The organism is Mucilaginibacter sp. OK283 (assembly GCF_900110415.1).
In the GTDB taxonomy this organism is placed as follows: domain Bacteria; phylum Bacteroidota; class Bacteroidia; order Sphingobacteriales; family Sphingobacteriaceae; genus Mucilaginibacter.
The window spans coordinates 103313-112750 of sequence record NZ_FODR01000016.1 but is presented as its reverse complement, the minus strand read 5'-3'; the positions used below and the strand labels follow the sequence as shown (position 1 = coordinate 112750).

General features: G+C 43.6%; 10 protein-coding genes. 5 read left to right on the top strand and 5 right to left on the bottom strand.

The genetic code is table 11. From position 1 onward, the window contains the following. Positions 1-389: 389 nt before the first annotated feature. Positions 390-2273 carry an SPFH domain-containing protein gene (locus tag BMX56_RS27190; RefSeq protein ID WP_090652866.1) on the bottom strand — a complete coding sequence of 628 codons (1884 nt, stop codon included), beginning with the start codon at positions 2271-2273 and terminating at the stop codon, positions 390-392. 442 nt (positions 2274-2715) lie between these two features. On the opposite strand from BMX56_RS27190, the gene BMX56_RS30310 reads away from it, so the two are divergent. The 5 genes from BMX56_RS30310 (at position 2716) to BMX56_RS27165 (ending at position 5703) form a co-directional block, all read left to right on the top strand. Continuing rightward, positions 2716-2868 (top strand): hypothetical protein, encoded by a 153-nt coding sequence (locus BMX56_RS30310; protein ID WP_177183937.1) that lies wholly within the window; start codon positions 2716-2718, stop codon positions 2866-2868. Between the two features lie 56 nt (positions 2869-2924). Beyond that, a complete protein-coding gene (locus BMX56_RS27180; RefSeq protein WP_090652864.1) occupies positions 2925-3332 on the top strand; it encodes a lipocalin family protein in 408 nt (135 codons plus the stop codon). A 778-nt stretch (positions 3333-4110) separates the two neighbouring features. Then, positions 4111-4656, top strand: a complete 546-nt coding sequence (locus tag BMX56_RS27175) for an RNA polymerase sigma factor (RefSeq protein ID WP_090652863.1) — start codon at positions 4111-4113, stop codon at positions 4654-4656. Beyond that, on the top strand, positions 4637-4909 hold the full coding sequence (locus tag BMX56_RS27170) for a hypothetical protein (RefSeq protein ID WP_090652862.1): 273 nt from the start codon (positions 4637-4639) through the stop codon (positions 4907-4909). The genes BMX56_RS27175 and BMX56_RS27170 overlap by 20 nt, the downstream gene beginning before the upstream one ends. 110 nt (positions 4910-5019) lie before the next feature. Then, positions 5020-5703, top strand: a complete 684-nt coding sequence (locus BMX56_RS27165; protein ID WP_090652861.1) for a ClpP family protease — start codon at positions 5020-5022, stop codon at positions 5701-5703. Between the two features lie 119 nt (positions 5704-5822). Here BMX56_RS27165 and BMX56_RS27160 read toward each other — a convergent pair whose 3' ends face one another. From BMX56_RS27160 to BMX56_RS27145, 4 genes are all read right to left on the bottom strand, one after another. Beyond that, the gene (locus BMX56_RS27160) at positions 5823-7049 is read right to left on the bottom strand and encodes a multidrug effflux MFS transporter (RefSeq protein WP_090652860.1); all 1227 of its coding nucleotides are present in this window, start codon (positions 7047-7049) and stop codon (positions 5823-5825) included. 137 nt (positions 7050-7186) lie between these two features. After that, complete coding sequence (locus BMX56_RS27155; protein WP_255369934.1) at positions 7187-8359, bottom strand: BamA/TamA family outer membrane protein; 1173 nt, start codon at positions 8357-8359, stop codon at positions 7187-7189. Between the two features lie 260 nt (positions 8360-8619). Beyond that, entirely contained in the window at positions 8620-8973 is a 354-nt protein-coding gene (locus BMX56_RS27150; RefSeq protein WP_090652858.1) for a hypothetical protein, read from the bottom strand. Between the two features lie 136 nt (positions 8974-9109). Beyond that, positions 9110-9319 (bottom strand): hypothetical protein, encoded by a 210-nt coding sequence (locus BMX56_RS27145; protein WP_090652857.1) that lies wholly within the window; start codon positions 9317-9319, stop codon positions 9110-9112. Positions 9320-9438: the final 119 nt, after the last annotated feature.

The window sequence follows — 9438 nt, the reverse complement described above, 5'->3', positions numbered from 1 at the left end:
GGTCAGTGGTCAGTGGTCAGTGGTCAGTGGTCAGTGGTCAGTGGTCAGTGGTCAGTGGTCAGTGGTCAGTGGTCAGTGGTCAGTGGTCAGTGGTCAGTGGTCGAATTAAACACAAATGGCGCACCTTTCGATGCGCCATTTGTGTTTAATAATGGATGATTTTGAAATTCATTCCCATGGAGCATATCGGAGTTATAAGCAAGGCTGGGAGGGGTTTCTCCGCACGATTTACAAATACACTACTTTTCGCCTGATTTAACCCCTACCTTCCCTTCCCCAAGGAAGGAATCGCACAGTCCCCGCCTTTTACCAACTTTCACCATTCACTCCTCACTACTCACCACTCACTACTCACTACTCACTACTCACTACTCACTACTCACTACTCACTACTCACCACTCACTGCTCCACCTTCTTCATTGGCTTTTTGCAGCTTTTTAAGCATTTCGCTGCCAATTAAGGCGTCTATAATGCCGTTGCCACCGCCTTCTTTGCCGCTTACCATTATTTCTGGTACCAGTTTAATACCATTGCTGGCAAGGGCTTCGGCTACACGCACAATGGCGTATTGTTCGGTACCCATGGCTTCGGTTTTTTGTTTGGTAACTTCGGCTTCGGCCATACCTATGGCTTTAATTTTAGCACCTTCGGCCAAACCATTCACTTCGGTAGCGTTTGCGTCGGCCTTAGCATTTACGGTTTTGGCTTCGGCATCAGCCTTCGCTATAGTAATCCTTACTTCGGCATCCGCTTTTGCGTTAATGGTTTTTGCCTCGGCCTCACCACGTGATGCGGCAACCCTTGAGGCAGCCATTTGTGTATTTATCTCAACCTGGCGGGTCGATTTTACAACCTCCGGCTGCATATCGGCACCGGCACGGGCGCTTTCAAATTCCTTACGCTCAATTTGGGCGTGGCGTTGTATCTCGTAAGTTACTTTTTCCTGTTCGGCTATTTTACGGTCGGTTAAGGTTTTCATCAAAGCGGCTGGCGGCACTATGTCGCCAATCAGGGTATCTACACCTATTACATTGTAGCTTTGCAGTACGGTGCTAATGTGTTCTTTAGCATCATTTTGCCTTTCAATACGGTTGGCCAAAAAGCCGATAACATCACTCCTTTGGGCCGAGTTACGGAAATAGTTGGCAATGGTAGGCTCCAATACCTGCGATACCAGGTTTTTCATTTTACCAAAACGTGCTATCACCTTTGGTGCTTCGTTACGCGGAACGTGTATAATTTGTGACACATCAAGATTGAAGGTAAAACCATCTGATGACCTTACGGTAATAGTACACAGGTTTTTATCCAGCTCATGCGCCTCGGTACGGCTATCGGCCCAGTTAAGCACGATGTTGGTAGTTGGCACAATTTCAACCGCGTGGGTATAAATGTTTACGGGGTGTTTACCAGGGTCAAGCGGCTCATCCCAAACGCCTTTTTCGTTACGTTTTACAATATTACCATGTTTAAAGGCATCACCGCTGGTATCCTTACCTTCGGGGCCAACAAAGGAGTTAACAACGCCTACATAACCAATGGGTATGTATATCATATCTACCTGCTCCACAATTACAAACCAGGGGTTAAGGTAATAAGTACCGGCCAGGATGACATCCTCCTGCAAACCCTTGCGGCCACCAGCGTTGATGAACGCTATAGGATCCTGGTAGTTCTTATGCCCTTCTACCGAGTAGCCGGCAATTTCGCCTTTGGCCAGCGGCTCACCATCAAGCGTGGTAATAATACCTACTTTGTTTTCCTGGATCTGGGTAATAGGTACCGTTACAATCTCGAACAAGAAAGTATTGATACGGTAACTACCTGGTGTAAGGAAGGCGGCCTGCGGTCCTTTTTGGCCATTGTTGTCAAGAAATGCAATAGCGTCCTGGAACTTATCGCAGTTTACCGGTTTACCAAGCACACGGCCAGTATCAAACGATGCACCGTCTTTTGCTTTTACCAGCCCGAGCTTATTTTGCTCAATAATGGTAAAGGGCTCCATGGTAATACCATACTGCCAGGGCCACATGCCCCAGTACAAGCCTGGCGCAAGCGCTTTGGCCTGCATACCGGCCTCGCCATTGGTGGCAATGATACGTCCGTCGGGCAACCGCGATTTACTTGACAAGGTAAACTTTTTAACCACCAGGCCAATACGATCATCGGGGACGATCACCATCCCAAAGAATACGCGTAAAACAAATTTGTACAGTACCAATAATAAAATTAGGGGCACGGCATAAAAAAGCATAACAATTGATTTGTCCATTTTTTTAAGATTTAGAATTTAATTTTTTTTTGATTTTTTAACGGAACCCTTAAGGTGCGGGCCCTCACAATACTAAGTAGCATACCTTTTGGAAGGGAGTCCTTGGCTATTTAGTGTCATTTAGACAGTTACGGTTATAGGTTGTTACAACAATTTTAAAAAATATTTTTGGATTTGGGAATTCGAATGTTCGATTTCGGATTTATTTAAATCAAGAAGTTTTGAAAGTGGTAAAATTTTGCAAAATTCCAACAGGAAAATGATAAGCTCATGAAAGACAACAGGGTGGCCTCAGAAGCTAAAAGCCCACAGAACCAAAGTGTTTAAAAATCTTGATACTTGATACTAACTACCTGATGCTCCCTTCATCTACTTTAAATAATTGCAAACAAATCCAAATCGCCAGGAGTTAAAATGTAATACAACTAAAAACTTTATGATCATGGCCACATCCAATAAAATCACTCCAAAAAAAGTAAGCCCCGATACCAGCAAGCAGGCTAAAAATGAACTCAAAACCGACTTCCCCATGAGCGAAAAGGACGAAGTAAAAAAAGCCGAAGAACGAATGAAAAAACAAACAAAGGGCAAATAATTTTCCTGTTTATTTTAACAGCAATTTTATAGCTTAGGCAAACAATTGTCCCCATCATGATTAAACATAGCTTTTTATTGTTTGCTGTTGTATTGCTGTTCATTACCGCATGCAAGCCGTCAGTTTCGGTCACCACACTTACCGGCAAATGGAAATATGTAAAAATAGAGCACCCCAATGCCAGCCCTCCGGATACCATGAAAAAGGCCGACCTTGATGAGGTAGCGCCATATATCCAGTTTACGCCCGAAATGAAGTTTCTGATTGTATGGGGTGGCAAATTTTTAGCGCATGGCACCTTTACCCTTAATGGCGGCAACATGAACATGACCGAAAAATTAGAAGATGGTAAAACTCGCAGCTATGTTTTCACCGTATCGGAACTAACGGAAAACAAAATAGTTTTTGAAACTATTGGTGTTGATGCATCGAAGGTGACGGCGTTAAGAGCAAGTAAATTTTAGGTCCTGGATATGTCATACGAATATCCGTTAGGAAAAAAAATCGTTATGACGTGCAACAGATATAGTTAAACGAGTGTTCTAAACTACCGTCATTGCGAGTACATATCAGGATATCCCTGAAAAAAATGGGGATGACGTGATTGCAAATTGTGCTGAATGTGTAGACACGAAATTTTGCGGATTCCCCTTTCAAGAGGTCGGAGAGGTGTGTTTATGCACGTGCAATGAAACGCGGAAAAACATACCCCTGCCTGCGACCCAAAGCACTTTTCGCTGATTGTTTTGTTTTACTTAAAAATATTAACCGCAAGTAGTGTACCACCCCGTACCAGGGTGTGCCACCCCGTACCAGGATGTGTCAGGGTGTATCACTTTTACCGGTACAGTACACTTTGGTGCTAAAAAAACCTGGTACCGCACTTTCCACCCCGCCCTCTCTCGACAAGGGGATAAAAATGCATCTGATAATCAATAGCTTATATCGACGTCATTATAAGGTACGAAGATAACCGACCGCAGAGATCTCATTAATACCTATAAAAATCAAAACACAACATTAATAATCCCGAACAATATGGGACTTAGCATGTAGGGGATTGCTTCGTGCCTCGCAATGACGGATATTTAATATTGATAGTCAATAACTTACAATCGTGTCATTATAAAGTACGCAGCAATGACATAACGTTAATCATCCAAGAGTCCTTGCTACAAAAAACTTTTCTCTCAAAAGGTGATATATCTTCCCTAACTTGCACATAGTAATAAACAGTACACAATGGATACAGTTAAATTACAGGAGCAGGCGCAGCAAAGGCAGGAGCTTTTTGTTGGGCTATATAAAAAGGTATTCCCGGCTGTAGCAAAGTACGTGGCCCGCTGCGGGGGCTCATTTGATGAGGCTAAAGATGTTTTCCAGGACGCATTACTCAATTATTACGAAAAAACTGGACAGACCGGGTTATCTGTTAACAATAGCGACGGAGCTTATATTTATGGCACCGCCAGGTACCTATGGATAAAACGCTATAAAGAAGGCGGCAAAACCTCGCCGCTAAATGAAGCTATTATAGTAAACACTGCGGAGGAGCCCACCGGTTTACCCGACAATAATAAACTGCTACACTTTTTAGAATCTACCGGCAAACGCTGCATGGAACTGCTCCGCTCGTTTTATTACGATAAGCTGCCCATGACCCAGATTGCCGAAACATTTGGCTTCGCGGGCGTACGATCGGCCACCGTGCAGAAATATAAATGCATAGAAAAAGTAAGGGAAACTGTTAAACAAAAAGAGCTAACCTATGAGGACTTCCTTAAATAACATAGCCCGGATAGAAGTACACCTGCTTGGCAGCCAAAAGCCCACGGATGCTTTACTGTTTGAAGCCAGGTTATTGCTGGATGATTGCCTGCAGGTTGAGGCATCTGCCCAAAAACAAGTATATAGCATGGTACGGCAGTATAGCCGCAAACAATTAAAACAAGAGATAGAGGCAGCTCATGAGCAACTATTCAGCCAGCCCGAACATCTGAGCTTCAAACAAAAGATTACCCGGTTATTTTTTAAGTCTTAAGTCGAAAGTATTAAGTCTTAAGCCCAGGGTCTTAATCGACAAAAAAACAAGACTTATGACTTAGTGCTTCCGACTTAAAACTCACCACTCACTACTCACCACTTTAAATCATGAATATTGATAAACAGGAATTCCGCAAATATGCGGTCATGCACCATGCTATTGCCGGTTCGCTGGTAGATAGCTACATCTCAAGGGTCGAAAAAAGCGCTTTGCCAACTGCCATGACACCCTATATTACTGAAGAGCGCGAAATGCGCGTAGCCCAGATGGACGTATTCTCGCGCCTGATGATGGACCGCATCATTTTTATGGGCCAGGCTGTTGATGACAATGTAGCCAACATTATCCAGGCGCAACTGCTTTTCCTGCAGTCGACAGATGCTAAAAAAGATATCCAGATGTACATTAACTCGCCCGGTGGCTCGGTATACGCCGGCCTGGGTATTTACGACACCATGCACTTCATCAGCCCCGATGTAGCTACCATTTGTACGGGCATAGCCTTATCCATGGGCGCGATATTATTATGCGGCGGCGCGGCTGGCAAAAGGGCTGCTTTAAAACATTCGCGCGTAATGCTGCATCAACCATCAGGCGGCGCGCAGGGCATGGCATCAGATATCCAGATAGCCGCGCAACAAATATTACTAATGAAACAGGAATTGTATGAAATAGTTGCTAAACACAGCGGCCAGCCCTACGAAAAAGTTTACCAGGTATCAGACAGGGATTACTGGATGATAGCCGCCGAAGCCAAAGAATTTGGGATAATTGATGAGGTGCTGGTGTAGGCGGATGTGCAGATTATAGATTTCAGATGTGCAGATGGGGGCGTACTTACCGGCAAAAGACTTACGAAGTTTTAAAAACTTCGTAAGTCTGCAATTCGGTCAAATATGATTTCAAACCCTCAATGCGCCGGCATAGTGGCCTCGGCTACCGCCTCTACCTTATTTTTTATAAACCGCTTACCAATAAGCAGTACCACAAGCGCCACCGCCGATGATACGGCCATAACTGCTGCCATTGGCAAAGTACCCTGATTTTTGATAAGCGTAATACCGTATGATGCCAGTGCACCTATAGCCATTTGTAATGCGCCCATTAATGCCGATGCAGAACCGACGTTTTTTGTGAAAGGAGCTAACGACAAAGCCGAGTTGTTGGGACTGGAAATACCCACACAGCACAAAACACCAAATATCATGGCAATAGTACCGGCCATACCGAACCACCCTTTAAGCGAGCCTATAAAAAACACCGCCGATATAATAACCATACAAATCAGCGTAACGTTAATTATCTGCTCGCTTTTATAATATCTAATAAGCCTGCTGTTTACCTGGCTGGAGCCAATAAAGCCAAGTGATAACCCCGCAAACACCCAGCCGAAGGCTGGTTTACTTATTTTAAAAAAGCTTATAAATATAATTGATGATGATGCTACATAGGTAAACAACCCCGCAAACATAAACGCGCCGGCCACTGCGTAAGTGAAAAACTGCGGCTCCTTTATAACCTGCAAAAAATTATTGATAATGGGTATTGGTTTTAGCGAATAGGTTGGATCGGGACCATAGCTTTCGGGCAAAAAGAAAAATACCGCTATAAATATTAACGCCGCCATAATGATCAGGATAAGGAATATCACCTGCCAGTCAAATACACTGATGATATTGCTGCCGGCGGTAGGCGCCAGCATGGGCGATGCGCCTAATACTAATATCAACAATGCATATACTTTAGCGCTATCTTCAATAGGGAACAGGTCACGCACCATGGTCATGGCTGCAACACTTGCCGCGCAACCGCCCAAAGCCTCAAAAAAACGCATAATGATAAGCATCTGCAGCGATGAGGAAAAATAACAACCTACAGAAGCTACAATATACAACACAAGACCGAAATACAATGGCGGTTTTCGGCCAAACCTATCCAGCAAAGGCCCATACAACAGCTGCCCCGCCGATATACCAATAAAAAAACTGGACAACGACAGCGCCACCTGCGCAGCAGTAGTATGCAGCGAATCGCCTATGGCTTCAAACGCAGGCAAATACATATCGATAGAAAAAGGAGCCAGCGCTGTAAGCGAACCTAATATGAGGATCAGGAAAAAGTATCTTTTTTTAGTCATGTGGTGTTATTTGTTCATGGATAATAGTTCATAGTTCATGGCAGCCTTAGTGCCGTGAATTAATTAAAACGTTGATGTTTTTGCCTGATAATTTTTAAAGAGCCATGATCCATGAACTATCAACCATGAACTCCTCTCTAAAACGTCTCGCCTAAATTAAGGTTTATCGACGAATAGTTACGGCTTACGCCATAATCGAGGCTAATATTTGTGCCCGATTTTTTATTGAACTTAAACCGCAGCCCGGTGCCGCCTGCGGGGTGCCAATAGGTAAATTTATAGGTATCTGGTTCGGTTACCGAATTTACGTTGGCAAATAAAACAAAACCCAGCAGGCCGTTGCGGGTGATATCACGGCGATACTCGGTTTCAAAATAAGCCAGCCGCTGGCCGCGGTAACGGTTTTGCTGAAAACCCCTGCCCGATCGTTGGTATGGCTCCCAGCCTAAACTGGGCAGGTTTAAATAAGGAGTGCCCGGTGTAAGCGATGTCCAGTAATACGTCCAGAACGCCAGCACATTTTTAGGGCCCGAATTAGTTAGCGAAACATACTTACGCAAATCGATGTATAATGATTGCCAGTTGGTATGGCTTCCCAGCACTTTAGTATTAAACCGGTACGAAACATTGGCATAAACCCCTGGCAAAGGGTCAATTGAATTTCTGCGTGTATCGTATAACAAATTCAGGGTGGCTCCCGATGAAAATGCATCCTGACCAGTTGCTGTACCGTATTTGTACTTCGTAAAATCGCGCAGGGTTTGTTGGCCCTGGCTATCTATATCGGCATAGTAATCAAGATTATACCCCACACCAGCATAAAAATAAGGTTTTATCCTTTTTAGCACCGTTTGATAAAGGCGTATGTAATTATAATCAACCAAAAATTTGTCGTGGTTGTTCATATTGCCCCCAAGACCCCAGGTATATTGAGGGTAAACTAATAAGCGAATATCGCCTATCACATTCCACTGATTATCTTTAAGCCAAACGCTGGACCGAATAGGCAATCCATAACGGCCTTTCAGGTTAAAATAGGGGGTAAACACCACGGTAGAAAGATTGGTAGTCTTTTGATCGCCCAGGTAAAAGCCTGCTGTAGTTGAGGTAAACAGTGCCCTGCCCCCGCTTCGCCCGTCAGACGTTGAGATAGGCAAAAAGGAGAAATAAAATTTCTTTTTCTCAGTAACTGAAACCTTCCTTGGCTTAACGTTAAATACCGACCGGAAAACATCTATCAAGTCCCGCTGCGGAATAGTATCTGTTGGTTTCCTTGCGGTATCGGCATTAGACCTGCTGGTTTGTGCCATTATAGCAAAAGGTATTAAACAAAACAATAATGCTATAAACGTTTTACCCATTATTTATTCAACGTAATATGTACACATGCTGTTTGGCATTGTTGCCTTTAAAACCAAACTTATTAACGAATAACCCACCCTTAACGCATTTATCAGGCAAACTTTATTTTACACTTTGCTGATAATAGCACTCACTTAAGATAATAAAAAAAGCCCACGATTGTAATACAACTGGGGCCTTTAAATAAAATTTAACTCTTTTTAACCTTTTACTGGTACTTAACCGTAGTTACAGTAGTTGTTTTGCTGTATGGATGTGCGTGATGCCTTGGGTGGGCTTTACGCCAAGCAATACGGCGGGCGCGCTCTTTTTTTTCCCTTGCCCGGCGGGTTTCATTACCAATAATGTAACCGCCCCCTGCGCCTATGGCACCGCCAATTAAAGCACCGCCAACATTGTGGCCAATAAGGCCGCCAGCAACAGCGCCACCGGCACCTCCTATTATAGCGCCCTTACCTTGGTCGCTTATTCCTTTTTTCTTTGTAGTTTGAGCCTGGGTGTTTTGCGCAAACGTTAATAACATCACGAAAAACAGGCAGGCAAATATGATTAGCTTTTTCATGGTATAATGTATCTGATAAGTGTTAATAATTGCACTTACGCAAATAACAGGCCAAACATCCTGCTTCAGTAGACAGTGGCCCCTTTACCACTGCTTGGTTTTTAACTACTCAACTCAATCTACAATAGCCCATAACCTAATAACGCGTATTATCCCTGAAGTTTTGTGCGCGTACAGCAATTTGTTGTAAAGTAAGCTCGCTATATTTTTTTGCACGATCAAACCATTCAGGCGCCTCATCGGCCAGGTTATCGACGATTGATTTCCCGTCAGGTCCTTTTTTTGTAACGTAATTTATGCCATAAGCAACTGCAGCGCCAATAGCAAGTGTTTTTATAAAGCCCATATTTTTAGTGTTTTATTTAATAAGTATATGACAATGATGGTGCCAGTTTGTTACGTGACGCCTGTGGTTAGAGTTTTATAACTACAAATAGTTTAATGCGTATACAGGCAATAATAATG